At 74.9% G+C, this 24,537-nt stretch carries 23 protein-coding genes; 11 read left to right on the forward strand and 12 right to left on the reverse strand.

Translation table 11 applies throughout. The features are described 5' to 3' along the window. Positions 1–4: 4 nt before the first annotated feature. Positions 5–1,045 (reverse strand): glutathione S-transferase family protein, encoded by a 1,041-nt coding sequence (locus LQ327_RS25245; protein WP_372460744.1) that lies wholly within the window; start codon positions 1,043–1,045, stop codon positions 5–7. 103 nt (positions 1,046–1,148) lie between these two features. On the opposite strand from LQ327_RS25245, the gene LQ327_RS25250 reads away from it, so the two are divergent. From LQ327_RS25250 to LQ327_RS25265, 4 genes are all read left to right on the forward strand, one after another. After that, positions 1,149–1,508: a YciI family protein gene (locus LQ327_RS25250; RefSeq protein ID WP_230738561.1), complete on the forward strand. Its 360-nt coding sequence runs from the start codon at positions 1,149–1,151 to the stop codon at positions 1,506–1,508. Between the two features lies 1 nt (position 1,509). Continuing rightward, on the forward strand, positions 1,510–2,733 hold the full coding sequence (locus LQ327_RS25255) for an RNA polymerase sigma factor (protein WP_230738562.1): 1,224 nt from the start codon (positions 1,510–1,512) through the stop codon (positions 2,731–2,733). 397 nt (positions 2,734–3,130) lie between these two features. Further along, positions 3,131–5,929, forward strand: a complete 2,799-nt coding sequence (gene ppc, locus LQ327_RS25260; protein ID WP_230738563.1) for a phosphoenolpyruvate carboxylase — start codon at positions 3,131–3,133, stop codon at positions 5,927–5,929. Between the two features lie 111 nt (positions 5,930–6,040). Next, positions 6,041–7,195, forward strand: coding sequence for a sodium:calcium antiporter (locus LQ327_RS25265; protein ID WP_230738564.1), 1,155 nt, complete (start codon positions 6,041–6,043; stop codon positions 7,193–7,195). Positions 7,196–7,265: 70 nt separating this feature from the next. Here the strand turns inward: LQ327_RS25265 and pqqE are convergent, their stop codons facing one another. The 4 genes from pqqE to pqqB are packed head-to-tail and all read right to left on the reverse strand — an operon-like array spanning position 7,266 to position 10,204. Further along, positions 7,266–8,369 carry a pyrroloquinoline quinone biosynthesis protein PqqE gene (pqqE, locus tag LQ327_RS25270; protein ID WP_230738565.1) on the reverse strand — a complete coding sequence of 368 codons (1,104 nt, stop codon included), beginning with the start codon at positions 8,367–8,369 and terminating at the stop codon, positions 7,266–7,268. After that, positions 8,362–8,646 (reverse strand): pyrroloquinoline quinone biosynthesis peptide chaperone PqqD, encoded by a 285-nt coding sequence (gene pqqD, locus LQ327_RS25275; RefSeq protein WP_230738566.1) that lies wholly within the window; start codon positions 8,644–8,646, stop codon positions 8,362–8,364. The genes pqqE and pqqD overlap by 8 nt, the downstream gene beginning before the upstream one ends. Next, entirely contained in the window at positions 8,643–9,314 is a 672-nt protein-coding gene (gene pqqC / locus LQ327_RS25280; RefSeq protein WP_230738567.1) for a pyrroloquinoline-quinone synthase PqqC, read from the reverse strand. The genes pqqD and pqqC overlap by 4 nt, the downstream gene beginning before the upstream one ends. Next, entirely contained in the window at positions 9,311–10,204 is an 894-nt protein-coding gene (gene pqqB / locus LQ327_RS25285) for a pyrroloquinoline quinone biosynthesis protein PqqB (RefSeq protein ID WP_230738568.1), read from the reverse strand. Before pqqB ends, pqqC begins: the two co-directional genes overlap by 4 nt. 117 nt (positions 10,205–10,321) lie before the next feature. Here pqqB and LQ327_RS25290 point away from each other — a divergent pair, with 117 nt between their 5' ends. Further along, on the forward strand, positions 10,322–11,359 hold the full coding sequence (locus LQ327_RS25290) for a methylenetetrahydrofolate reductase C-terminal domain-containing protein (protein WP_230738569.1): 1,038 nt from the start codon (positions 10,322–10,324) through the stop codon (positions 11,357–11,359). Between the two features lie 17 nt (positions 11,360–11,376). Further along, the gene (locus LQ327_RS25295; RefSeq protein WP_230738570.1) at positions 11,377–12,159 is read left to right on the forward strand and encodes a class I SAM-dependent methyltransferase; all 783 of its coding nucleotides are present in this window, start codon (positions 11,377–11,379) and stop codon (positions 12,157–12,159) included. On the opposite strand, the gene LQ327_RS25300 is transcribed toward LQ327_RS25295, so the two are convergent. The 4 genes from LQ327_RS25300 to LQ327_RS25315 all read right to left on the reverse strand — a co-directional run bounded on the left by LQ327_RS25300 (position 12,128) and on the right by LQ327_RS25315 (position 18,015). After that, on the reverse strand, positions 12,128–15,400 hold the full coding sequence (locus LQ327_RS25300; protein ID WP_230738571.1) for an ATP-binding protein: 3,273 nt from the start codon (positions 15,398–15,400) through the stop codon (positions 12,128–12,130). The genes LQ327_RS25295 and LQ327_RS25300 overlap by 32 nt on opposite strands. After that, complete coding sequence (locus LQ327_RS25305; RefSeq protein ID WP_230738572.1) at positions 15,397–16,677, reverse strand: sensor histidine kinase; 1,281 nt, start codon at positions 16,675–16,677, stop codon at positions 15,397–15,399. Before LQ327_RS25305 ends, LQ327_RS25300 begins: the two co-directional genes overlap by 4 nt. A gap of 70 nt (positions 16,678–16,747) precedes the next feature. After that, a complete protein-coding gene (locus tag LQ327_RS25310) occupies positions 16,748–17,413 on the reverse strand; it encodes a response regulator transcription factor (RefSeq protein ID WP_230738573.1) in 666 nt (221 codons plus the stop codon). After that, a complete protein-coding gene (locus tag LQ327_RS25315) occupies positions 17,404–18,015 on the reverse strand; it encodes a histidine kinase (RefSeq protein WP_230738574.1) in 612 nt (203 codons plus the stop codon). The genes LQ327_RS25310 and LQ327_RS25315 overlap by 10 nt, the downstream gene beginning before the upstream one ends. Positions 18,016–18,281: 266 nt before the next feature. On the opposite strand from LQ327_RS25315, the gene LQ327_RS25320 reads away from it, so the two are divergent. From LQ327_RS25320 to LQ327_RS25330, 3 genes are all read left to right on the forward strand, one after another. Continuing rightward, positions 18,282–20,189, forward strand: a complete 1,908-nt coding sequence (locus LQ327_RS25320; RefSeq protein WP_230738575.1) for an Hsp70 family protein — start codon at positions 18,282–18,284, stop codon at positions 20,187–20,189. A 133-nt stretch (positions 20,190–20,322) separates the two neighbouring features. Then, positions 20,323–20,556 (forward strand): hypothetical protein, encoded by a 234-nt coding sequence (locus tag LQ327_RS25325; protein ID WP_230738576.1) that lies wholly within the window; start codon positions 20,323–20,325, stop codon positions 20,554–20,556. A 39-nt stretch (positions 20,557–20,595) separates the two neighbouring features. Next, complete coding sequence (locus LQ327_RS25330) at positions 20,596–21,378, forward strand: PIG-L deacetylase family protein (RefSeq protein ID WP_230738577.1); 783 nt, start codon at positions 20,596–20,598, stop codon at positions 21,376–21,378. Positions 21,379–21,383: 5 nt separating this feature from the next. Here LQ327_RS25330 and LQ327_RS35320 read toward each other — a convergent pair whose 3' ends face one another. Then, complete coding sequence (locus LQ327_RS35320; RefSeq protein ID WP_372460755.1) at positions 21,384–21,509, reverse strand: ester cyclase; 126 nt, start codon at positions 21,507–21,509, stop codon at positions 21,384–21,386. Here LQ327_RS35320 and LQ327_RS25335 point away from each other — a divergent pair. Together LQ327_RS25335 and LQ327_RS25340 are read left to right on the forward strand one after the other, a co-directional pair. Further along, entirely contained in the window at positions 21,472–22,041 is a 570-nt protein-coding gene (locus tag LQ327_RS25335; RefSeq protein ID WP_230738578.1) for a TetR/AcrR family transcriptional regulator, read from the forward strand. The genes LQ327_RS35320 and LQ327_RS25335 overlap by 38 nt on opposite strands. Before the next feature lie 207 nt (positions 22,042–22,248). Beyond that, on the forward strand, positions 22,249–22,641 hold the full coding sequence (locus tag LQ327_RS25340) for a hypothetical protein (protein WP_230738579.1): 393 nt from the start codon (positions 22,249–22,251) through the stop codon (positions 22,639–22,641). A 161-nt stretch (positions 22,642–22,802) separates the two neighbouring features. On the opposite strand, the gene LQ327_RS25345 is transcribed toward LQ327_RS25340, so the two are convergent. Both LQ327_RS25345 and LQ327_RS25350 read right to left on the reverse strand, forming a co-directional pair. Then, positions 22,803–23,765: an electron transfer flavoprotein subunit alpha/FixB family protein gene (locus tag LQ327_RS25345; RefSeq protein WP_230738580.1), complete on the reverse strand. Its 963-nt coding sequence runs from the start codon at positions 23,763–23,765 to the stop codon at positions 22,803–22,805. Positions 23,766–23,773: 8 nt separating this feature from the next. Further along, positions 23,774–24,532, reverse strand: coding sequence for an electron transfer flavoprotein subunit beta/FixA family protein (locus LQ327_RS25350; RefSeq protein ID WP_230738581.1), 759 nt, complete (start codon positions 24,530–24,532; stop codon positions 23,774–23,776). Positions 24,533–24,537 lie beyond the last annotated feature (5 nt).

Raw genomic sequence — 24,537 nt, forward strand, 5'->3', positions numbered from 1 at the left:
GCACCTACATGTCGATCGGGCCCAACGGGCGCAGCGGGCCCGGCAGCGGCGCGGGCGGGGTGCCGTCCGGTCCGAACGGCGAGCCGCCCAGCTCCTCGCGGTGGTGCCGGGTCAGCCACGCCGACGGATCGGGGCCCAGCGGCACGACCTGCGTCGGGTTGATCGTCGTCTGGACCATGTAGTAGTGCCGCTTGATGTGGTCGAAGTCGACCGTGTCACCGAAGCCGGGGGTCTGGTAGAGGTCGCGGGCGTAGGCCCAGAGCGCGTCGAACTCCGCGAGCTTCTGCCGGTTGGCCTTGAAGTGGCCGTGGTAGACGGCGTCGAACCGGGCCAGCGTCGTGAACAGCCGGATGTCGGCCTCGGTGATGTGGTCCCCGACGAGGTAGCGCCGGTCCTGCAGCCGCTCGTCGAGCGCGTCGAGCCGCGCGAACAGCGCCGTGTAGGCCTCCTCGTAGCGGGCCTGGGAGGTCGCGAAGCCCGCCTTGTAGACGCCGTTGTTGACGTCGTGGAAGACGCCGTCGGCGACCTCGTCGATCTCGTCGCGCAACTCGTCCGGGTACAGCGTCGGCGCTCCGGCCCGCTGGTACGCCGACCACTCACGGCCGAGGTCGATCGTGATGTTCGGGAAGTCGTTGGTGACCAGCCGGCCGGACGGGACGTCCACGATCGCCGGGACGGAGACCCCGTTCTCGATCCCGTCCACCGGATCGCGGGCGAGGTAGGCCTCCTCGAGGTAGTGGTAGCCCAGCACCGGGTCCACGCCGCCGTCGTCGAGGCTGAACCGCCAGGACCGGTCGTCCTGCAGCGGGTCGACGATCCCCAGCGAGATCGCGTCCTCGAGCCCCATGAGCCGCCGCACGATGATCGAGCGGTGCGCCCACGGGCAGGCCAGCGACGCGACGAGCCGGTAGCGGCCGGGTTCCGCCGGCCACTCGCCGGAGCCCGACGGGGAGGCGACGATGCGATCGGTGAAGCGCGGCCCGCGGCGCTTGAACGAGCCGCTCGAGTCGGCGTAGGCCTTCGTGTTCCCGGCTGTCGTGGTCACGTCCCCGAGGTTCCCACGTGAGGAGTTGTCGATTCCGGGGAACGGTGCGCGACGTCATGATGAGGGCCCGGAGACGCCGGGCCCGGCACCCGAGGAGACCGTCATGGCCGGTTACCTGATCCTGCTCTACGTCGACGAGGCCGCCTACGCCGCGGACAAGCCGGACGACCTCATGGACGCGCACCTGAAGTTCCAGGCCGCGCACGGCGACGCGCTGCGCGGGGGCGCCCAGCTCGCCCCGAGCGCCACGGCGACCGCGGTCCGCGGCGCCGGCACGACGCCGGACTACGCCGCGGGCACCGACGCGGAGGTGACCGACGGGCCGTACGTCGAGACCAAGGAGGCCCTCGGCGGCTACTACCTCATCGACGTGCCCGACCTCGACGCCGCGCTCGCCGTCGCCCGGGACGTCCCCGCGGCCTTCGGCGGGATCGAGGTCCGGCCGCTGATCCCGATGTCGTGACGTGACACCTGACGACGCCGTCGCCGACGCGCACCGTCGTGAGTGGGGCCCGGTCCTCGCCGCGACGGTGCGCGTCACGCGCGACCTCGACACCGCCGAGGAGTGCGTCCAGGAGGCCTACGCGCAGGCGTTGGAGGCCTGGCGGACCGACGGGGTCCCCCGCAGTCCCGGCGCCTGGCTCACGACGGCCGCGCGGCGCCGGGCCCTCGACCGGGTGCGGCACGCGGACGTCGCGGCGCGCGCGCTCCCACTGCTGGTCACCGACGAGGCCGCGCCCGACGACCCGGAACCCGACCGGACCGACCTGCTCGCCCTCGTCTTCACCTGCTGCCACCCGGCGCTCGCCGAACCTGCGCGCGTCGCCCTGACGCTGCGGCTGCTGGGCGGGCTCACCACGTTCCAGATCGCGAAGGCGTTCCTGGTCCCCGAACCGACGATGGCCGCCCGGATCACCCGGGCGAAGAAGAAGATCGCCACCGCCCGCGTGCCCTACCGGGTGCCCGGCCCGGCCGAGCTGCCGGAGCGCCTGGATGCGGTGCTCACCGTCGTGCACCTCGTCCTCACCACCGGCCACACCGCCCCGGACGGCGAGCACCTCGTCCGCCGCGACCTGGTCGACCGCGCCCTCGACCTCGCCCGGCTGCTGCGGGCCCGCTTCCCCGACGACGGGGCCGTGGCCGGGCTGCTCGCCCTCGTGCTGCTCACCGACGCGCGGCGGGCGACCCGGGTCGGCGCCGACGGGTCGCTCACCCGCCTCGCCGACCAGGACCGCTCCCGCTGGGACGCTCCCATGATCGCCGAGGGGACGACGCTGGCGAAGGAGGTGCTGCTCCGGTCCGGACCGGGCCGCCCGGCGTCGCGGTACGCCCTGCTCGCCGCGATCGCCGCGGTGCACTGCGAGGCACCGACGTTCGCGGACACCGACTGGGCCGAGATCGTCGGGCTCTACGACGTCCTGCTGGCCGGGCGCCCGGACCCGGTCGTCGCGCTGAACCGGGCGGTGGCCGTCGGGTTCGCCGACGGCCCGGCCGCGGGGCTCGAGGCGTTGCGGCCGCTCGAGGCCGAGCCGCGCCTGGCGTCGTACCACTACCTCGCCGCGGCGCGTGCCGAGTTCCTGCGCCTGCTGGGTCACGACGACGAGGCGGCGCTGGCCGGGTCGGAGGCCCTGCTGTTGGCGGGCAACGCCGTCGAACGGACCTTCCTGCAGGACCGCGACGAGCGATAGAGGTCGCGGTGTGCGGGACGCACACGGCGGGCGCGGGTCGACGACGAACGGTCTTCCCTGTTGCGTCCCGCACACGGCGGGCGCCGGTCGACCACGAACGGTCATCCCCGTTGCGGCACGCACACGGCCGGCACCGGTCGACCACGAACGGTCATCCCCGTTGCGGCACGCACACTCAGCACGGCAGCGTCCGTCGGGCGCAGTGTGCGCGACGCACCCCCACGCCGACCTGGAACCGCCGGCCACCCCGCCGTGTGCGGCACGCACACGGCCGGCGCGCGTGCGGCACCACACACGGCCCGACGAGGTGTGGCGGACGCCGGTTCCGGGGCACAATCGGGCACGTCCCCGGTGCTGTGGGCGTCCCAGAGAAGCTCGGCCCGAGGAGACGCGCACCATGAGCACCGGCCGCCGTTCCGCCCGCGCCGACGCCGTTCCCACCGAGGGCAGCGTCGCGTCGGAGTCCGGGCACAGCGCCCTGCGCACCGATATCCGCCGGCTGACGACGCTGCTCGGGCGCACGCTCGCCCGGCAGAACGGCGACGACATGCTCGAGCTCGTCGAGAACGTCCGCCGGCTGGTGCGCCAGGTGCCCGAGAAGGGCGACACCGAGATCCGCGATCTGCTCGCCGACCTCGACCCCGGGACCGCGGCCGTGCTGGCCCGGGCGTTCGCGACCTACTTCCACCTCGCGAACGTCGCCGAGCAGTGTCACCGCTCCCTGGAGCGCCAGGCCCGCCACGACGACGGCGAGGGCCCGATCCACGAGCTCGCCGACCGGCTCGTCACCGAGGCCGACCCCGACGAGGTGCAGACCGCGCTGTCGCGCCTCGAGCTCAAGCCGGTCTTCACCGCGCACCCGACCGAGGCGCAGCGCCAGTCGGTGCTCGGCAAGCTGCGCGGGATCGCGAACCTGCTGGCCCAGGACCTCCCGGACGACGTCGAGGAGACCAAGCTCGCCCGGCTCGTCGACCTCATCTGGCAGACCGACGAGATCCGCCCGGAGCGCCCGACGGTGCTCGACGAGGCCCGGTCGGTCTCCTACTACCTGGAGCAGCTCGGGCAGCACGCCGTGCCCGAGGTGCTCACGGTGCTCGACGAGGAGCTGGCCCGGGTCGGGCTCTCGCTGCCGGCCGGGGCGCGGCCGCTGGTGCTGGGCTGCTGGGTCGGCGGCGACCGCGACGGCAACCCCAACGTCACCGCCGAGCTCACCACCGAGGTCATGCGGATCTACGCCGAGCGCGGGGTCCGCATCCAGATCGGCCTGCTCGAGGAGCTCGTCCAGGAGCTGTCGGTCTCCACGCGGCTGGTCGGGGTGTCCGAGGACCTGCGCCGCAGCCTCGCGCGCGACCGCCGCCAGCTCCCCGAGATCTACGAGCGGTACGTCCGGCTCAACGCGGAGGAGCCCTACCGGCTCAAGTGCTCCTACGTCCACGCCCGTCTGGAGAACACCCGCGAGCGCTACGCCGGCGGCACCCCGCACGTCCCCGGCCGGGACTACCTGGGCGCCGACGAGTACCTCGCGGACCTCGCGATGATGGACCGTTCCCTGCGCGAGCACGCGGGTGAGCGGATCGCCGACGGGATGCTGCGCGACGTCATGCGCTCGGCGAACGCGGTCGGGCTGCACCTGGCGAGCGTCGACGTCCGCGAGCACACCAACTTCCACCACACCGCACTCGCGGCGCTGTTCGACCGGCTCGGCGAGCTCGAGACCCCGTACGGCGAGCTGGACCACGCCGGGCGGATCGAGGTGCTCTCGCACGAGCTGGCCGGGCGACGCGCGCTCACGCCGCGGCGCAACTGGCAGCAGATCGGCGACCAGAGCTTCCGCGAGACCCTCGACGTCTTCGACACCATCCGCGACGTGCAGGAGACCTACGGCGAGGTCGCCCTGCACACCTACATCATGTCGATGGCCCAGAACGTCGACGACGTGCTCGCCGTCGCCGTCCTCGCCCGCGAGGCCGGACTGATCGAGATCACCGCGGCGCCCGGCGGCGGGCAGCAGGCGGTGTCGTCGGTGGACATCGTCCCGCTGTTCGAGACGGCCAAGGAACTGAAGATCTCCGGTGACCTGCTCGACGGGATGCTCTCGGACCCGTCGTACCGGGCGATCGTCGCGGCCCGCGGCGACGTGCAGGAGATGATGCTGGGCTACTCGGACTCCAACAAGGGCGCCGGGATCACGACGAGCCAGTGGTCCATCCACCAGGCCCAGCGCCAGCTGCGCGACGTCGCCGCCAAGCACGGGGTGCGGCTGCGGCTCTTCCACGGCCGGGGTGGCTCGGTCGGGCGCGGCGGCGGACCCGCGGGCGAGGCGATCGCCGCCCAGCCGCACGGCGTCGTCGACGCGGTGATGAAGGTGACCGAGCAGGGCGAGGTCATCTCGGACAAGTACTCACTGCCGAACCTCGCCGAGGACAACCTCGAGATCATGCTGTCGGCGGTCCTCGACGCGACGCTGCTGCACCAGACCAGCCGCGTCCCCGCCGACCAGCTCAAGCGCTGGGACGAGGCGATGGACGTCATCTCCGACGCCGCCCAGGCCGCGTACGGCGAGCTGATCGAGCACGACGGCCTGCCCAACTTCTTCACCCAGGCCACGCCGGTGGACGAGCTGTCGATGCTCAACGTCGGCTCCCGCCCCGGCAAGCGCCCCGGCGCCGGCGGGAACGCCTCGCTCGACGACCTGCGCGCGATTCCTTGGGTGTTCGGGTGGACGCAGTCGCGCATGATCGTCCCGGGCTGGTTCGGCCTGGGCTCCGGGCTGAAGGCCGCGCACGACGCCGGGTACGGCGAGGTCATCGACGAGATGCGCGACTGGGCCTTCTTCGCCAACCTGCTCTCCAACGTGGAGATGACGTTGGCGAAGACCGACATGCGCATCGCCGGCTTCTACGTCTCGGAGCTGGTCGACCCGGAGCTGCAGGACGTCTTCGAGATCATCAAGGCCGAGCACGCGCTGACGCTGCGTCAGGTCCTCGCCCTCTCCCCGGGCGACGGGCTGCTCGCCAACAACCCGCTGCTGCGCCAGACCCTCGAGGTGCGTGAGAGCTACCTCGAACCCCTGCACCACCTGCAGGTCCACGCCCTCGCCGAGCGCCGCCGGGTCGACGAGCCCGACCCGGACCTGCAGCGGGCGCTGCTGCTCACCGTCAACGGCATCTCCGCCGGGATGCGCAACACCGGGTAGCGCTCAACCCCCACACGAGTGGATCTGTCAACCCGTTGAATTCGCCGGTGGTCCCGATCACCATCGACGAGTCGATCTCGACCCGTCGCTCGGCTCACCGGGGAGCTGCCCATGATCTCGATCATCGAATTCGTGCTGGGCATCGGAGTGCTGGTGTACAGCGCCGAGAAGTTGATCGGGTATCTGGTCGGGGTCGCGAGCCGGTGGGCGATCTCGCTGTTCCTCATCGCGGTCGTCTTCACCGGGATCGAGTTCGACGACCTCACCTTCGGCATCGTCCTGAACCTCGAGGACCTCAGCCAGGTCGCGCTGGGCACGGTCATCGGCACGACGATCGCCATGACCGGCCTGGTGCTGGCCCTCGCGGCGATCATCGCGCCGTGCGAGGTCAACGTGCCGGTGTCCTACCTCGTGCTGTTCGTGCTGGCACCGGTGATCATGTGGGCGCTCGCCGCGACCGGAGCGCTGACCCTGGTGGCCGGCGTCGCGCTCGTCGTGTTGTTCGTGGCGTTCGTGGCCTGGGTCGCGTGGCGGGAGTACGCCTCGCGGCGCCCGGTGTGGCGCAACGCGGAGGTCTACGAGCAGCTCGAGAAGGCCGGCGTGACCACCGGGGGCGGCGGCACGGCGACGCTGATCCGCGAGGGCGGCGGCGGGGACGACGGCGTCGTCGGCGGTGTCGTCGGCGGTACCCGGGCCGGCGGCGGCGGCCCGAAGGGCGGCGGGCTGCTCGGCGGGTTCGACCTCCCCGACGACCTGCGCATCGACGACGGGTTCCTCAAGGCCCGCCGGCAGTCCCCGTGGGCGATCCTGGCGTTCGCGGTCATCGCGCTGGTCGGCCTGGTGATCGGCGCCGTGGTCGCCGGCGAGGGCACCAACGGCATCCTGGGCAACTTCGACATCGACGGCACGATCTTCGGCGTCACCATCGCGACGATCGCGCTCTCCCTCGAGGACATCTTCCTCACCGTGGAGCCCCAGCGCCGCGGCGCACCGGAGATCGCCGTCGCCAACATCATCGGCAGCGTCGTCTTCTCGGTGACCGGCAAGCTCGGGATCATCCTGCTGGTCGGCGGCGCGATCACCGTCGACTCCGACGTGCTCGACTGGCACCTGCCGGTGCTGTTCGTGATGACGGCGATCTCGGCGGGCTTCCTGGCGACCGGGAAGCTCAAGCGCTGGCACGGCGTCGTCCTGCTCGGGCTCTACGTCGCGTACTTCGTGCTGAGCCTCGTGGTGTTCAACGGGGTGCCGCTGGACACCGATTAGGTGGCCTTCGGCCTTGTGAGCACTAATTGACGCTATAGCGTCAATTAGTGCTCACGAGCGCGAAGCGCACCTACGCGTGCGGCCGGGCCACCAGCGGGAGGCTCACCGTCTCCCCCGCCCGGTCGGCGTTCGCCGCCTCGACCGCGGACTCCACGAGGTGGTGGTCCGGCGAGAGGTGACAGACCGGGTCGGTGCGGGTGGCGTCGCCGGTCAGCGCGAACGCCTGGCAGCGGCAGCCGCCCAGGTCGACGTCGCGGCGCTCGCAGGACCGGCACGGGTCGGGCATCCAGTCGGTGCCGCGGAACGCCGAGAACATCGGCGAGTCCTCCCAGATCCAGCGCAGCGAGCCGTCCCGCACGTTCGCCCGCGGCAGCGGCAGCTCGTGCGCGGCCAGGCACGGCATCGCGTCCCCGGTCGGCACCACGACCAGCTGGCGCGCCCCCCAGCCGCCCATGCACGGCTTCGGGTAGGTGGCGTAGTAGTCCGGCACCACGTAGATGATCTCCATCTGGCCGCGCAGCCGTTCCTTCGCGGCCCGGACGGTGACCTCGGCCTGCGCCAGCTGCTCGCGGCTGGGCAGCAGCGCGGTCCGGTTGTGCCAGGCCCAGCCGTAGTACTGGGTGTTGGCGAGCTCGATCCGGTCGGCGCCGAGGTCCTCGGCGGCGGCGAGCACCCGGTCGACCCGGTCGATGTTCTGGCGGTGCAGCACGACGTTGAGCGTCAGCGGCCACCCGAGGTCGCGGACGGTGCGCGCCGCGGCGATCTTGCGCTCGAACGACGGCGTGCCGGCGATGCGGTCCGAGAGGGTCGGCTCGTCGGCCTGCAGCGACACCTGCACGTGGTCGAGCCCGGCGTCGTGCAGCTCGGCGGCGCGCTTCTCGTTCAGGCCCAGCGCGCTGGTGACGAGGTTGGTGTAGAGCCCCAGCCCGGAGGCGGTCGCGACGATGTCGGCGAGGTCGCGGCGCAGCAGCGGCTCGCCGCCCGAGAGGTGCAGCTGGAGCACGCCGAGCTCGGCAGCCTCGGTGACCACGCGCTGCCAGTCGGCCGTGTCGAGCTCGTCGCGGTAGGCCGCGATCTCGATCGGGTTCGAGCAGTAGGCGCAGGCCAGCGGACAGCGGTAGGTGAGCTCGGCCAGCAGGCCCATCGGGGGTTCGGGGACGGCGGGCTCAGTCATCGAGGATCTCCAGGTGCCGGCGTTCGGCGAGCTTGCTCAGGTACCCGACCACCTGCTCGTCGGGAACCTCTCCGAACTGCTCGCGCAGCGCGGCGACGATGTCGGTCACGGTCCGCTGTCCGTCGCAGAGCTCGAGGATCGCGGCGCCGGTGGCGTTGAGGACGACGACGGTCTCCGGGAGCACGAGCACGTGCTTGCCGCGGGTCTTGTCGAAGCGCATGCGGACCCCGCGGCCGAGGCGGGGTCGCCCGGTCGTCGGGACGGTCAGCCCCGTCATGACGGGTACGCCAGGTCGATGGCGTCCATCATGCTCCAGAGGACGTCGTTCTTGAACGCGAGCGCGTCGAAGGCCGACTGCTGGTCGGCCTCGGTGTGGCAGTGCTCGAGCACCACCTCGAGGGCGTGCTCGGAGTCCCGCGGGGCCTGGAAGAGCCGGTTGCGGAAGTACTGCAGGCCCTCCGGGTCGATCCACGTGTAGTACTTCTCGAACGCCGCGAGCCGCTCGGCCATGAGGTCGGGCGCGAACAGCTCCGTCAACGACGAGGCCACCGCGATGACCCACGGCTTCGTCCGCGCGAAGGTCACGTAGGCGTCCACGGCGAAGCGCACGCCGGGCTGCAGGTGCCGGTGGTCGGTCATCTCCCCGCGGGGCACCCCGCACGCCTCGCCGAGGCGCAGCCAGGCCTCGATGCCGCCCTCCTCGCCGTCGTGACCGTCGTGGTCGGTGATCCGCCGGATCCAGCGTCGCCGCATGGTCACGTCGGGGCAGTTCGACAGGATCGCGGCGTCCTTGATCGGGATGGACTCCTGGTAGTGGAACCGGTTCGCGACCCAGCCGCGCAACTGCTCGGGCGAGAGCTCACCCGCGTTCATGCGCACGTGGAACGGGTGGGCCGCGTGGTAGCGCTCAGCCTGCGAGCGCAGCCGGTCGACCAGGTCGCTCATGCCTCGATCTCCAGTTCGTCGGTGCCGATCTCCACCCCGGCCTTCTCGACGACGGCCCGTTCGGGCGAGTCCTCGAGCAGGATCGGGTTCGAGTTGTTGATGTGGACGAGGACGCGGCGCTCGACCGGCAGCGTGGCCAGCCGTTCCAGCGTCCCGCCCGGGCCGTCCAGGCTCACGTGGCCCATGTCCCGCGCGGTCTTGGTCCCGAGGCCGAGCCGGACGAGCTCGTCGTCGTGGAAGGTCGTGCCGTCCACGAGCAGGCACGACGCCCCGTCGCACGCGTCGAGCAGCGGCGCGAAGTCCGCCACCCCGGGGGCGTAGACCACGGTCCCACCGGTGCGGCGGTCGTGGAACCGGTAGCCGACGACGCGGCCCGGGTCGTCGGCCGACCCCACCTCGGCGAACCGTGGCTCCTTGCCCGTCGGCAGGTCGATCGCGGTGTAGGAGAGGTCCGCGGTGAGCGCGTGCGGCACCCCGGGCTCGACGGGGACGACCTCGACCGGGCAGTAGCGCTCCAGCGTCGTCAGGAACCCGGTGCCCCGGCGCAGCGTCGCCTCGGTCGCGGCGGTGGCGTGCACGGTGACGCCGCGGCCCTCCCGGAGCAGCATCAGCCCGAGGGTGTGGTCGATCTCCGCGTCGGTGAGCAGGATCGCGCCGAGCGGGGTCGCGCGGCCGTCGCGCGGGTGCAGCCCGGGGCAGGCGGTCATCTGCTGGCGGACGTCGGGCGAGGCGTTGACGAGGAACCACCGGTCGTCGTCGGCGGTCACCGCGATCGACGACTGGGTGCGCGGGGTCGCGGACCCGTCGCGCGCGGCCGTGCACCCGGCGCACGAACAGTTCCACTGCGGGAAGCCGCCGCCCGCGGCCGACCCGAGCACCCGAACCCGCACACGCCCTCCCATCGTCGCTGACCACCCCATCGTGGTTCCCGCCCGGTGCGTGCGCAAGATCACCTCGGTGCGCACCGCGACGGATGGGTGACCGGTCCGGCCGGGAACCCCCGGTCCATGTCCGTCGACGCGTGTCCCAAACGCATGGTGTTCGGCCCCTGCGGCGGTGTCCGGTCGAGCGGCGGCTGCGAGATGGACGCCGACCTGCCCTGCCCGTGGGGCGACCCGGCCGGCGCGGTCCCGGTGCGCCCGTGGGACGGGCCGACCCCGCCCCGGGCGCCCGCGGTCGTCGGGGGCCTGCTCGCGACGTCCGCGCGGCGCCCGGTGGTGCTCTCCGACCTGTGCATCCCGCCCTACGACGTGGCGACGCTGCGCGAGGTCGCGGGCCGGCTCGCCACCCATTCCGACGCGCTGCTCGTGCCCGAGCACCACGACAACCCGGACTTCCCCCCGACGATGATGGCGGCCGAGCTGGCCCGGGTCGGGGCGCGGCCGTGGATCACGCTCACCTGCCGGGACCGCAACCGCGTCGTCCTCGAGCAGGAGCTCGCGGGACTCGCCGCGCTGGGCGTCGAGGGCATCCTCTGCGTCACCGGCGACGGCCGGGGTCCGGGCACCCGCCCCGACGTCACCGGGGTGTTCGACCTCGACTCGACCCGCCTCACCCACCTGGCCGCCCGAGCTGGGCTGGTCGCGAGCGTGGCCGCGTCGCCCGCCTCGCCCCCGGCGGGTGCCCGGGCGGCGGCCCTGGCCGAGAAGCAACGGGCCGGCGCGTCGCTCGTCGTCGTCAACCACGTCTCCTCGCCCGCGGCGCTGGCCGCGTTCCTGGAGGAGACACGGGCCGCCGGGGCCGACATCCCGGTGATCGCCGGGGTGGCCGTCTACACCGACGAACGCTCGGCGCGCGGGCTCGCCGACCTGCCCGGGCTCGCGCTCGACGAGGACGCGGTGGCGTCGGTGGTCACCGCTCCCGACCCGGTCGAGGCGGGCATCGCGAACGCGGTCGACGAGGCCCGGGCGCTCCTCGCGGTGCCCGGCGTCGTCGGCGTCAACCTCTCCGGTGTCGGGTCGAGCGCCGGTTGGGTACCAGCGGCCGACATCAAGGCCGAGATCGGGCGGCGGCTCGCGACCGAACGGGTCGGCGCCCGGGCGTGATCAGCGGGAGGTGCGGGTTGACCGACGAGGCGGAGGCCGACTCCTCGCTCGAGGCCGAGTTCGACACCGTCGCCGCCTGGACCGAGCGCGCGGTCGCCGAGCTCGGCGAGGACCACGCGATCCCCGCCGCCTGCCGCGGGTCGGGCCGGCCCGCGGACCTCGCCTGGCTCGCCGACGGCCTCGACCTGCACCGGGGCGACCGCTTCCTCGACGCCGGGTCCGGGCTCGGCGGGCCGACGGCGTGGCTGGCGCAGGAGCACCGCTCCGACTGGACCGGGCCCGCCGTGCTCGCCGAGCCGATGGCGCACGCCGCGGCCGCGTCCCGCCGGCTCTTCGGGCTCCCCACCGTCGCGGCCTGGACCGAGCACCTCCCCCTGCCCGACGAGGCCGTCGACGCGGCCTGGTCCCTCGGCGTCCTCGACGTCGCCGGCGACGCGCGCGCCCTGCTGGCCGAGCTGCACCGGGTGCTGCGGCCCGGCGCGCGGCTCGGGCTGCTCCAGCTGGTCGCGCGCGGCGAGCTCTCCGAGGAGCTGGCCAGCAACGACTTCCCCACCGACGTCTCGCTGCACCGCGCGCTCGCGGCCACCGGCTTCCGGGTGTCCGACCGCCTGGACGCGTCGTCGCTGCCCGACGCGCCCGCGGACTGGTCGCGGCGGGCCGATGCCGTCGACGCCGTGGTGGCCCGGGACCACGGCGACCATCCCGACTTCGTCGAGGCCGGGCGCCAGCAGGAGATCCTCGGGCGGCTGATGGCCGCCGGGGAGGTCGTCACCGTGCTGCTGCACGTCCAGCGGTGCTGATCAGGCCCTCACAGGACGACGCCAGCACCTCGGCCGCGTCGCGGACCGCCCGCTGGGCCGGGATGTGCGCAGCGAGGCGCTGCCACCGGGCGCGCTGCTCCAGCGCGGCGGTGGTGACCTCGGTGGTCTCGGCCGTGGGCTCCAGCCCGAGCCGGGCGCGCGGGGAGATCCCGTCGCGGCCGAGCAGCCGCACCGCGGCGTCGCGGTGTGCCTCGGGGAGCACCAGCCGCCCGGTCCGCAGCGCCTCGGCGAGCTCGGCCTCGGCGACCTCCTGCGCCCCGGCGGCGCGCACCCGCTCGACGTCGAAGAGGACCCGGCGCGCCCAGGGCTCGCTCCCGCCGCGCCGGGCGAGCCGGTCGAGCTCGTCGAGCACCGCGCGGGCCCGGGAGCGTGCGGCCCGGGGGCGGCAGTCGTCGACGACCACCTCGACGACGCGCTCCAGGTTCCGCCCCTCCGGCGAGCCCGGACCGGGCAGCGCGACGCGGACCGTGTGACCGACCGGGGCGAGCGGAGCGACGGGGGACGTCGTCGGTGCGGCGCTGATCGACGGCTCGTCGTCGCCGACCGAGACCGCGGGGACGACCCGCACGTCCACCGTCGGGAGGTCGGCCAGCCAGCCCGGCACCCACGAGCCGGCCTCGTCCTCGGCGAGCAGGACCAGCACGTCGACGACGTCCTCGGGTGCGAGCGGGCCCTCGGCGGCGCGCGCCGAGAGGTCGACGACGAGGGCGGGGCGCGGGCAGAGCGCGACGACCGCCCGGGCCGTGGCCGCGGCGTCGGGCCGGTTCGGGCCGGCGACCCCGATGCGCCACGGCGTGCCGTACCGGGCGAGCAGCCCCGCGAGCGGCCGGGCGACGGGGTGCTGCGGCGGGGTCTGCGCGACGATCCGCCGGAGCAGGTCGATCGACGCGTCGAACAGGCGTGACCCCGAGGGCGGCAGCGGCGCCGGTCCGGGACCGGACGGATCGGGGGCCGGGCGCGGCGGCCCGAGCACCGGGACGACGGCGCGGATCCGCTCGACGGGCTCGGGCACGGCCGGGGAGCCCACGTCCTCCCGGGTGCTCCCTGCGGTGGTCTCGACCGGGCGGACGATCGTCGCCGCCAGGGCGGTCGTCGCGGCCGGGTCGTCGGGGACCGCCACCGGCGCGGGCTCGGCGGGGAGCGGGACCTCGACGCGGACCGTGGTCCCGGCCCCGGGGGCGGAGTCCAGCTCGACGCGCCCGGAGACCGGGGACAGCCGCGTCGTGAAGTTCCGCAGCCCCCGGCCCGGGCCCTGTCCCGGCGTGGGCGTGAAGCCGGGGCCCTCGTCCCGGACGACCGCACGCAGCACGCCGTCGGAGTCGCTGACCCGCACCGTGATCGCGGCGCCGCCCGCGTGCTTGCGGGCGTTGTTCACCGCCTCCAGGGCGCAGAAGTAGACGGCCGACTCGATCGCCTCGTCGTGCCGGGCGACGCCGTCGCCCTCGACGGCGATCGGCGGCTCGGCCTCGGCGAGGTCGGAGCGCAGCGTCTCCAGCGGACCGAGGCGCCGTAGCGTCGCCGACGACACCCCGGTCGCGGTCTCGGCCAGCACCGACTCGGCGGTGTCGAGCTGGGTGACGAGCGTGTCGAGGCGCTCGCGGGCGCCGTCGAGCCGCGCCGCGCCCACCAGGTGCTCGACGAGCCCGAGGGTCAGCCGCAGCGACACCAGGTGGTGCTGGGCCCCGTCGTGCAGGTTGCGCTCGATCGCCCGGCGCTCGCTGTCCATCTCGGAGACCAGCCGCCGCCGCGATGCCGCGATCTCCTCGGCGTGCGCGAGCGCGACCCGCAGCTGGCGCTCCAGCTCGATCTCGAGCCGGTGCGCCGCGAGCACCCCGCCGAGCCCGTCGGCCACGTCGCTCACCAGCCGGCGGCGGTCGTCGCCGCCGGCGAGGGTCTCGGCGTCGACGACGAGGGTGCCGACCTCGGCGCCCTCGTGCCGCACCGGGAAGGCCACCTCGTCCTCGTCCGCGCCGCCGTCGGGGGCGCGCCAGCGCGAGGTGCGGTCGCTCATCCCGTCGCGGCGGGTCGTCAGCCGCACCGCGCGGGCGCCGAGCGCCCGGCCGACGGCCTCGGGGACCCGGTCGAGGCCGGTCGGGTCGCCGGCCGTGCGCCGGGAGAGCTCCGAGACCTCGGCGAGCACGCCCGCGGGGGTGGCCCGGGTCCCGTAGAGGAGGCGCTCGGCGAGCCGGTCGGTCCACGCGGACACCGGCAGCCACAGGGCCGCGACCACCACGACCGCCACGACGTACCCGACGACGGCCGACCCGGTCACGGTGGCGACGACCGTCGCGAGCAGGACGGCCAGCCCGCCCAGCAGCACGATCGTGACCAGTGCCGCGAGGCCGCCGCGCATCCAGCGCTCGGCCGGTCGGGCGCGCCGCGCGACGAGCACGGCCAGCGCGATCACCGCGGCGGTCAGCCGGGCGAACCAGAACAGCAGCGCCGTGGGGACCATGCCGAGCGGGCTGTGGTGGGCGGTCGGGTCGTCGAGCGTGAGCCCCGGATGCCCGAGCGCGACGAGGACCGCGGTGAGCACCGCGAGCACCGTCGCGGCCCCCACCGCCGCGACCAGCACGCTGGTGAGCAGCCGGGCGCGGGCGCGGGCCTCCGGCGTGGGGCCGCGGCGCACCCCCGGGGCGATCGCGGCGACCCCGAGCAGCGGCACCGCGAACCCGAAGAACACCACGCAGCTCAGCGTGTGGGGCAGCAGCGCGGTCCCGACGCCCGCGACGAACAGCGTCACCGCCACGACGGCGTAGACGACCCGGCGCCGCCCCGGGCTCCCGGCGGTCTCGACCGGCACGAGCAGCAGCGCCCCGGCGAACGCGGCGCCCGCCACCCCGTGCAGCAGGATCTGGTGCGCCTCGCCGATCTCGATCCCGGTGGCCTCCTGGACGGCCAGCGCGGCCGCGTGGGCCTGGAGGTTGAACGCGCCCGCCGAGCCGACCATGGCCAGGGCGAGCAGGCGCATCGCCCAGGACCGGCCGCCGTGACGCAGCAGCACCACGGCGACGACGAGGTTCACGGCGCTGGCGAGGTAGTCGACGATCGCCTGGCCGGGCGGCTCGTTCAGCGGCGTGGAGACCAGCGCGCCCACGGTCAGCCACACCAGGGTCAGCGCCGACACCGCGACGAACACGACCCACCAGACCACCGTCAGCAGCCGGTCGGTGCCGGGCCGGTCCGCCTCGACCGGCCCGCCCGCCGCGACCGCCGTCATCGGGTGGCCCCGGCCTCGACCAGCGGGCTGAGCTGGATCGGAAGCCGCGCCCGCAGCACCGTGCGCCCGGCGTCGTCGACGTGCGTCTCGAGCGAGCCGCCGAGGGCGGCGAGCCGGTCGGCGTCGTCGGCGAGGGCCTCGCGGGTGGCGTCCGGGTCGGCCTCGGCGTCGATCAGCCGGACCTCGGCGCGGTCGTCGGTCTGCTCGAGATCCAGCTCCAGCGGCTCGTCGCCGGAGCGGCCGCCGAGCAGGCCGAGCGCCGAGGCGGCGGCGTAGTACAGCCCCGACTCGACCTCCCACGGGAGGCGGTCGGTGAGACGCCCGGACAGGTGCACCGCCCGCGGCAGGTCGGCGATGATCTCCTCGAGCGCGGCGCGCGGGCCCTGGTCGCGCAGCACGGCGGGGTGGACGCCGCGGGCGATGGCCCGGAACCGGTCGAGCAGTTCCTCCAGCCGCTCGCGGGCGGTCTCCAGGTGGTGGCGGGCGAGCTCGGTCGCCTCGTCACGATCGTCCTCCGGCTCCTCGAGGCCCTCGTCGATCGACTCGCCGGCGTCGGTGACCGCGGTCCGGAAGGCGACGAGCCGGTCGGTGGTGGCGCCCCCGAGCTCGCCGACCAGGCGGCGGCGCTCGACCTCCCGGGCCCGGCCCAGGCGCCGCCGCGACGCCTCGGTCTCGCGGGCCAGCTCGCCCGCACGCGCCACCCGGCTGCGCAGCTCGGCCCCCCGGGCGACCACCCGCAGCAGCAGCCCGGCGCCCGACCCGACCTCCGCGACGAGCGTCCGGTCGGCGGCCGTCACGGGCCGGCCCGGCTTGCCGAGGGTGAGGACCGCGCGCAGCTCGCCGTCGTCGACCACCGGGAGCGCGTGGTCGACGTCCGGCCGGAGCAGCAGGTCCGTCAGCGACGCGGCCCGCTCCGGCCCGGACTGCGCGGCGAGCCCGCCGGGGACGGCCAGCCAGACCTCGGCGTGGGCGGCCCCGGTCCCCTCGCGCAGGACCTGGGCGAGGCCGGACAAGGACGCCGGGGCGGTGGCGGCGAGCAGCGCGGAGCGGCCCGCCCGCCCGGGGTCGGTGCGGTCGTCCGGGCTCCCCGGGCGCGCCCGGCCGGTCGCCGCCAGGACCGCGGCCGCGAGCCCGGCGCCCCCGAACGGCGCGAGCAGCGGCCCGATGTCCGGGCCGAGGACCGCCTCGCCGATCACCACCGCGACGGCCAGGCAGGCAGCGACGATGGCGACGGCGCTGAGTGCTCGCCACACCCGCTCCGCACCCGATCGGTCCATCACACCGCCGTCTCGTCCGCTCCTCTGGGCACGGAGAGTAGGCGGGCCGGGGCCGGGGCGGAAGAGTCGGTCAGGACTCCCCGCGCTGCGACCGGAGGTAGGTCAGCACGGCGAGCACCCGCCGGTGGTGGACCGAGGCGTCCCCGTGCAGCCCGAGCTTGTCGAAGATGCTCGCGATGTGCTTCTCGACCGCCTTGCCGCTGACGAACAGGGTGGACGCGATGCCGCCGTTGGACCGTCCCTCGGCCATCAGCTTCAGCACGTCGCGCTCCCGCTCGGAGAGCGCGGCCACCACGTCCTTGCGGTCGTTGCGCGGCTTCTCGACCAGGCGCTTCGCCAGGACCGGCTCGATGACGATCTCGCCGTCGGCGATCCGGGAGAGCGTGTCGGAGAGGACCTCGACGCTGCCGACCTTCTCCTTGAGCCGGTAGCCGACGCGGTCGGTCCCGATCTCGAGGATCCGCACGAGGTAGTGCGACTCGGCGTAGTGCGAGAGGAACAGCAGCCCCATCTCCGGGTGCGCGGCGCGCAGCCGCTCGGCGGTGACGAGCCCGCCGTCGGGCTCCGGGGGCATCCGGATGTCGAGCAGCGCGACGTCGACGGGGTCGTTCGCCAGCGCCGCGACCAGCTCGTCCCCGCCCGGCACGCACGCCACGACCTCGTGCCCCGAGGCCTCCAACAGCATGACGAGGCCCTGGCGGAAGAGCGCCCCGTCCTCGGCGACCGCTACGCGCACGGGAACCTCGCCGTGATCGTCCCGGCGCTCCCGGGCGCACCCTCGACGTCGACGGTGCCGCCGAGCGGACCCGCCTCGTCGAGCACGGCGGGACCGAGGGCGGGGTCCGCCCCCTCGATGACGACGACCACGATGTCTCCCCCTTCGACGGTTCCTGGCTCCCGGCGGATCCGCACGGCCAGCGGGGCCCCCGACGCCTCCAGACAGTCGGCGAGCGCGAAGTACACCGCGCCCTCGACGGCGGGCTCGGCGCGGTCCGCGGCGACGTCCAGGACGACGTCGCGCTGCCGCGCGGTGACTAGCTCGCGCAGCGCCGGGCCGAGGCCTGCCTCGTGCAGCAACGGCGGGTAGATCTGGCTCGCGACCGCCCGGAGCTCCTCGAGCGCGGCGGCCACCTCGTCCTGCAGCGCGGCGATGTCGCGGTGCCGGGCGCCGTCGTCGGGATCGACGCTGCCGTTCTCGAGCACCCCGAGCCGGAGCGCGAGCGAGGAGATCCTCAGCGCGGCGCCGTCGTGGAGCTGGCGCTCCAGGCTGCGGCGGCGGCGCCACCGTTCCTCCTGACGACGACGGTCCTCGCGGGCGTCCGTCTCGGGTGCGGGCACGGCGGCATCCCCCGATCCGGGCTGGTCGGGCCGCCGGCCGGGACGCGGGTTCCGGTCGACGACCACCGCGGGCGTCATGGCTGCACAGCCTTCCGGGCGCGGCGTCCGACGGCGAGGGGGCGCACCCTCCCGCGAGGTAGGGTTCTCCCCCTTGACGAGCGCCGTGTGACGGTCCGGAGTCGCTCCGTGATCACCGGCGTCGGGTGCTCCCCGCCCGCCGCCGATGTCATTACGATGCGTGGGCTCGTGCGCGGAGGGGAGACGGCGTGGCCCACGTTCTCGGGGTCGATCTCGGGGGGACGACCGTCGCGGCGGCGGTCGCGGGGGACGACGGCCGCCCCGAGATGGTCGCCCTCGGCGACCGGTCGATCATCGTCCCGGCGGTCGTGCACCACCGCGACGGCGGCTCGCTGGTCACCGGCGAGGTCGCCGCACGGCGGGCCACCACCGACCCGTCCCGGGCGGCGTGGGGGGTCCGCCGCCGCCTCGGGGACCCGGCACCCGTCCTGCTCGGCGAGGAGACACGGCCCGCGACCGACCTGCTCGCGGCCATCCTGCGCGACGTCCTCGTGCGCGTGGCGACCGTGCGGGGCGAGACGGCCCGGCGGGTGGTCCTGACCCACCCGGCCGGGTGGGGTCCCTTCCGCCGGGGGCTCTTCGAGGACGTGGCGGCCGCGGCCGGTCTGCCCGACGCCGCGATGATCACCGACGCGCAGGCCGCCGCCGGCCAGCAGCGCGCCCTCCACGGGTTCGACGACGGGTCCGTGGTCGCGGTGTACGACCTCGGCGGCAGTTCCTTCGAGGCCTCCGTGCTCACCCGCCGCGGCGACGCGCTGGAGCCCGTGGGGTCGCCCGTCGACATCGAGCGCCTCGGCGGCACCGATTTCGACGAGGCGGTGATCGCGCTGGTCGACGAGTCCTCCGGCGGGCTGCTCGCCGACCTCGACCCCGACGACGACGCGAGCGCCGCCGTCCTCGCCCGCCTCCGCCAGGACTGCCTCGTGGCGAAGGAGGCGCTCTCCTCCGAGGACGAGGTGAACGTGCCGGTGCTGCTGCCCGGGCGGCACGCGGAGGTCTCGGTGTCGCGCGCGGCGTTCGAGGAGCGCATCCGGCCGACCGTGACCCGCAGCGTGGAGGCGCTCGGTCGGGCCTTGGAGGCCGCGCCAGTGCGGCCCGGCGCCGTGCTGCTGATCGGCGGTTCGGCACGGGTCCCGCTGGTCGAGCGGACCGTCGCGGACCGGCTCGGGCTCCGCGTGATCGTCGACGACCACCCGGAGTACATGGTGGCGCTCGGGGCGGCGCGCGCGGCGGCGGAGCTGGCGGGAGCCGACGCCCCGGCGGGCGAGGCGGCCGCCGGATCGTCGCCGGCGCGCGGGAAGGCCCGGGCGAAGGGCCGCTCGAAGCCGAAGGTGGAGACGGCGGCCGCGGCGGCCTCGTCGTCGGCCGATGCGGAGTCCTCGGCGCCGACGACGGTGACCCCACGACCGGTGGTCGACGGTCGGGTCGCCGCCGTCAGCCAGGACGACGTGCAGACCACGGTGACCCGCCCGGGCTCGCCGGCCGACGACACCAAGACCACCGTCACCCGCCCGGAACCCGGCGACGCGCAGACCACGGTGACTCGCGCGAGCTCGCCCGCCGACGAGACGAAGACCGCCGTCGTGCGCCCGTCGCCCGGAACCGGCCCGCAGCCGCGAACCGGCGGTCCGTCGACGCGGCCCTCCGGCGAGCAGAGCGCGCCGCGCCAGCAGCCCGCGCGGCCCGGGATGCCGAGCGGGTCGTTCCCCGCGGTGGGCCGGCCGGCCCCGGGACAGGGACCCGCACCGGGGGTGCCGATGCCGGGCCCGGGTGCTCAACGTCCCGGCGGGCAAGGTCCTGGTGGGCAGGCATCGTGCGGGCAAGGGCCGGGTGGTCAGGGTCCGGGCCGTCGTCCGGGCCCGCCGGGCGGCCGTCCACCGGCCGGTCCGCCGGGCGCGCCCCAGCGGCCGATGACGGGGCCCTTCCCGGGCGCCGGGGGCCCCGGCACCGGGCCGCCGGCGCAGGCTCCCGCCCCGTCGCCCACCGAGGCCCCGTCGGGCGGCCGGAGCTCGCGGACCGTGCTGCTCGTCGTCGCGGCCGTGATCGTGCTGCTGGTGCTCGTCGGGGGTGCGCTGCTCGCCACCGGCGTGCTCTAGAGGTGGGGATGTCCCCACCCCGATCGCAGGGCGGGCACCCGTCGTCGTCGGGTCAGCTCCACCGCGCCCGACCAGGGGGAACGGCCAGGCTGAGTGCCATCACCAGCCGCACCCAGAACCGCCGGAGCACACCATGTCCGCCACCCTCTCCTCCGCCGTCCCGCAGTTGTCCCGCCGCGACCGTGCCGTCCTGGCCGCCGTGGCCGCCGGCCGCGGGACCGTCACCGCCGGGCGCCTGCTCATCGACGGCCTGCCGTGCGCGGACCAGTTCGTGGCCGCCCGGCTGCGCGCCGCCGGCGTGCTCGAGACCCAGGTCTCCGGGCCGGCCCGGCTCACCGGCGACGGCGTCGAGGCGCTCGCCGCCTGACCGGAGCCCGACCCGCCCGACCCGCCGAGAGGAGACGCCGTGCCCGACCCGACCCCCGCACCCCTGCGGTCCGCGCTGACCTCGGGGGCACGCTGCCTCGTCCTCTCCCCGCACCTCGACGACGCCGTCCTGTCCTGCGGCGCCCTGCTCCGCGCGCTCGCGCCCCGCTGCGAGATCACCGTCCTCACGCTGTTCACCGAGGCCACCGACGGCCCGCACAGCCGCGCGGCCCGGTCGTTCCTGCGCCAGTGCGCCCACCCCGACGCCGCCACGCTGTTCCGCGCCCGCCGCGCCGAGGACCGTGGTGTGGTCGAGACCCTCGGCGCCCGACCCGAGCACCTGGGGCTCACCGACGCGCTGTTCCGTCAGCGCGACGTCCCCGCCGCGCTCTCCCCGGTGGGCCGCCTGCTCCCCGAGCTGGTCCACCGCTACCCGACCTACCGCTTCGACATCGCCCGCGGGCGCGTCTCCCGCGGCGATCGACGCCTCCGCGCGGATCTCGCCGCCAGGATCGCCGTCCGTGCGACCGAGGCCGACCTGCTGCTGTGCCCGCTCGGCATCGGGCGCCACGTCGACCACCTCGTCACCCGTGACCTCGGCCTCGCCTGGCCCGGGACCGTCGTGTGGTTCTCCGACTTCCCCTACGCCCTCGAGCACGCCCCCGACCCGGCGTTCGTGCGCCGCGCCGACCTGCGTCCGTGGTCGTTCGACGAGGGCCTGGACGCCAAGGACGCGCTGGTCCGGGGGTACGGCACCCAGGTCGACGCGTTGTTCCCGTCCGGGACGATCCCGCGGCTGGCCGAGACGTACTGGGCCCGCTGAGACCGTCAGCCGCGGAGCTGGCGCGCCAGACCCATCGAGTCCTGGTGCGCCCAGGTCTCGACGACGAGGCCGTCGTGCAGCCGGTAGATCCGGATGGCACCGAACTCGACCCGCCGGCCGGTGGGCTCGATCCCCTGGAACGGGCCCCGGTGGGTGCCGCGGAACCTCGCCCGGGACGGCGTCGCGGGGTGCACGGCGCGGGCGGTCGCGGACGCCAGCCCGCTGACGAAGAGCGCGATCCACTACTACTTCCGCGACATCGACGAGATCGTCGACGCCGCCGTCGCCGCCCACCTCGAGGCGATGCTGACCGGGCTGCGGGAGGTCGCGCGCTCGTACACCGATCCCGAGCAGCGGCTGCGCGCGGTGGTCACCGCCTACCTCGACACCTTCGCCGAGCGGCCGTACGCCGCGTTCCTCTGGTTCGAGCACTGGATCGCGGCGGGCCGCCGCGGCGAACGCGCCTCGACCGAGGGGATGCTGACGTCGGTCGAGTCGCTGTTCGACGAGCTCCTGGCCGCCGCTCGGCCGGTCGGGGCGCGCCAGGACTCGCGCGCCCTGGTGTCGTGGCTGCTGGGCACGGTGGTGCAGCAGCACGTCCGGCCCCTCGACGCGGCGGAACTCGGCGCGGAGGTGGGCCGGATCCTCGGCGCGGTGGGCTGAGCGACCGGAGGCTCGTTGCCGGTGATCACGCCGCGGTCTCGGGAACGCACGGCTGCCGCGGGCACCTACACCCTGGCCACGCGAGGCAGTGGCGGTGCAGCGCGTGCCACCACCGGCGACCGGGACGGGTCGGTCGAAAGGGGCGTAACGGGACGGGCCGCGCTGCGATGGATCGGGCGACAAGATCCGTGAGCCGGGGAGATGACGATGAGCGAGCAGATGATGACGCGGGCCGCGGGCCCGATGAGCTACGGCGACGCGCGACTGCTCGAGATCGCGACGTCCACGCGGAAGATCGCCTTCTGGGTCAGGCTGTGGAGCATCCTCGCGGTGGTCGGGATGGGCCTGACGGTGCTCCTCTGGCTGGTCGTGTCGATCGCGTCGGCGTCCCACTCGTCGTCGGCGGTCTCGTCGTATTCCTCGTCGTACGCCTCGTCCTCGTCGGGGCCGAGCGGGATCGTCATGCTGCTGATCGGGATCGCGATGCTCGTCGTGGTCGCCGTGGTGTCCGGGATGGCGTACCTCGCCGTCAGGGGTCCCGCCACGTCGCGCCCGGCGGCAGCCGACGCCGGTCAGGGGCGTGCTCCCCGGGCCACATGAGCGGACAGGCCCCGCGATCTCGAAACCACCTGTTGTGCTCGTGGTCGACGAGCTCGGCACCACGCGTGCCGACTGCACGTGATCAGGCCGAGGACGTCGCGATACACCCCGTCACGCCAGACTCGCATTCCGGCGCGCAGCTGCCCGTCGAGCATCCCGGATCACCCACCCTCGGAGCGTCGCCGGATCTCCGCCACGACGGCGGGCAGCACCGCGTGCACGTCGCCGATCACCGCCCACGTCGCGCGGCTGACCATCGGGGCCTCGGGATCGGTGTTGACGGCGAGGATCGCGCGGGCGTTCATGCACCCGACCCAGTGCTGGGTGGCGCCGCTGATGCCGCACGCGACGTAGAGGTCCGGGCTGATCCGGGTGCCGGTGAGCCCGACCTGGTCGGCGTGCGGCCGCCAACCGTTGTTCGTCGCGACCCGCGAGCACCCGACGACGCCGCCGACGAGACCGGCCAGCTCCTCGAGCACGCCATAGCCCTCGGCGCTGCCGACCCCGCGACCACCCGCGACGACCACCGGAGCGCTCGCCAGCGTCATGCCCGACGAGCGCCGGGTGCGCTCGACCAGCCGGGCGCGCGGCACCGAGGTGCCGAGCTCGGGGACCACCACGTGGACGGTCACCTCCGCGGCCGCCGCTGTCTCGCTCGGCGACGGACCGCCCGGGCGCAGCGTGCAGAAGCGCACCGGGGCGGCGAGCACGGCGTCCTCGAGCAGGATGCCGCCGGAGCGCTCCCGGGTGACCTCCCACTCGTCCCCCGGCCGGATCTCGGTGCACGCCGTGGCCAGCGGGGCGTCGAGCGCCGCGGCGGCCCAGGCCATCGCGTCGGTGCACCGGCCTCCGTCGGCGGCGAGCACCGCCGCCGGCCGCAGCGCGGTGACGAGTCCGGCGAGGGCCTCGCCCACGGACGCCGGCTCCCCGTCGGCGAGCAGCTCGTGCTGGAGCAGGTGCAGCGTCGCGATACCCCGCTTGGCCAGGTCGTCGGGGAGGTCACCGGCGTCCCCGACCGCGACCGCCCCGACCGGGACGCCGCACTGTTCGGCCAGCCCGCGGGCGGTCGCGAGCACCTCCGCGGACTCGGCGGTGAGCGCTCCGTCGCCGTCCCGTTCGACCATCGCGAGCATCATCGGCGCACCATCCCCAGGTCGGTCAGGACGTCCACGACGGCGGGTGCCGCGTCGGCCCCGCGACCCAGCACGATCGTCGCGGCGCGGGCCTCGGGTCGGTGCCGCAACCGCCGCAGGCGCAGGTCCCCGGCCGCCGGCGCGGCGGGGAGCACCCGGATCGGAGCCTTCTTCGCCCGCAGCCGACCCTTGATCGTCGGGTAGCGCGGGAGGTTCAGCCCCTCCAGCACGGTGACGACGGCGGGCAACGGCGCCTCGTGGACCTCGACACCGTCCCCGACCTCGCGACGCAGGCGCACGCACCCGTCGTCGAGCTCGATGCCCTTCACCCCGCCGACCACGGGCCGGCGCAGCGCGCAGGCGACGCGCACGCCCACCTGGGCGTGCCCGGCGTCGGCCGACGCCGCGCCGAACAGCACGAGGTCGTAGGGCGGCAGGTCGCGGAGCGCCCCGGTGATCGCCGCGGCGGTGGCCTGCGGGTCCCCGTCGGCTCCCGGGGCGTCGACCCGGACCGCGTGGTCGGCGCCCATCGACATCGCGTAGCGCAGCTGTTCCTCGGTCTCGGGCGCGCCGACGGTGAGCACGCCCGCGGCCCCGCCGGTGCGCTCGGCGATGCGGACCGCCTCCTCGACCGCGCACTCCTCGTGCGGGCCGATCGTGAAGCCGAGGTGGCGGGTGTCGACGGCCGTGCCGTCGGCCGTCAGCAGGATCTCCGCGCCCACCGCGGGCACGCGCTTGACGCACACCAGGACGTCCATGACCG

This window comes from Actinomycetospora endophytica, from assembly GCF_021026375.1.
GTDB classification, from domain to species: Bacteria; Actinomycetota; Actinomycetes; order Mycobacteriales; family Pseudonocardiaceae; genus Actinomycetospora; species Actinomycetospora endophytica.